This is a genomic window from Streptomyces spiroverticillatus, from assembly GCA_014650415.1.
Lineage (GTDB): Bacteria > Actinomycetota > Actinomycetes > Streptomycetales > Streptomycetaceae > Streptomyces > Streptomyces spiroverticillatus.
Window position 1 is genome coordinate 1 of record BMUX01000076.1, and the last position, 924, is coordinate 924.

Consider the following 924-nt stretch of genomic DNA (forward strand, 5'->3'; position numbering starts at 1 on the left):
CCGACCACGCCGTAGTCGACGAGCTCGAAGATCGGGGCCTCGGCGTCCTTGTTGATCGCCACGATCGTCTTCGAGGTCTGCATACCGGCCCGGTGCTGGATCGCACCGGAAATACCGGAGGCGATGTACAGCTGCGGGGACACCGACTTGCCGGTCTGGCCGACCTGGTTGGAGTGCGGGTACCAGCCCGCGTCCACGGCGGCGCGGGAAGCGCCGACGGCCGCACCCAGGGAGTCGGCGAGCTTCTCGATGATCGAGAAGTTCTCCGCCCCGTTCACACCCCGGCCGCCGGAGACCACGATCGCGGCCTCGGTCAGCTCCGGACGCCCGGTGGACTCCCGCGGGGTCCGCGCGGTGACCTTCGTGCCCTTCGCCGCGTCCGAGAACGACACCGTCAGGGCCTCGACCGCACCGGCGGCCGGGGCGGCCTCGACCGGGGCCGAGTTCGGCTTGACGGTGATGACCGGGGTACCCCGGGACACGCGGGACTTGGTGGTGTACGACGCGGCGAACACCGCCTGGGTGGCGATGGGGCCCTCGTCGCCGGCCTCGAGGTCGACGGCGTCGGTGATGATGCCCGACTCGATACGCACCGCGAGACGGGCGGCGATCTCCTTGCCCTCCGCCGAGGACGGCACCAGCACGGCGACGGGGGAAACAGCCTGGTAGGCGGCCTGGAGCGCCTCGACCTTCGGCACGACGAGGTAGTCGGCGAACTCCGGGGCGTCGGCGGTCAGGACCCGGGTGGCACCGTGCTCACCCAGGAGCGCGGCGGCGGCGTCGCCGCCGGCGCCGAGGAAGACCGCGACCGGCTCGCCGATCCGGCGGGCCAGGGTCAGCAGTTCGAGGGTGGGCTTGCGGACGGCACCGTCGACGTGGTCGACGTAGACGAGAACTTCAGCCATGAGAAATGCTCTCCTGCAA

Annotated in this window: 1 protein-coding gene; it reads right to left on the reverse strand. The window is 71.1% G+C overall.

Going from position 1 to position 924, the window contains the following annotated elements; all coding sequences use genetic code 11:
• On the reverse strand, positions 1 to 905 hold a 905-nt coding region (locus IE269_RS42765; RefSeq protein ID WP_189828775.1), incomplete at its 3' end, for an electron transfer flavoprotein subunit alpha/FixB family protein.
• Positions 906 to 924: the final 19 nt, after the last annotated feature.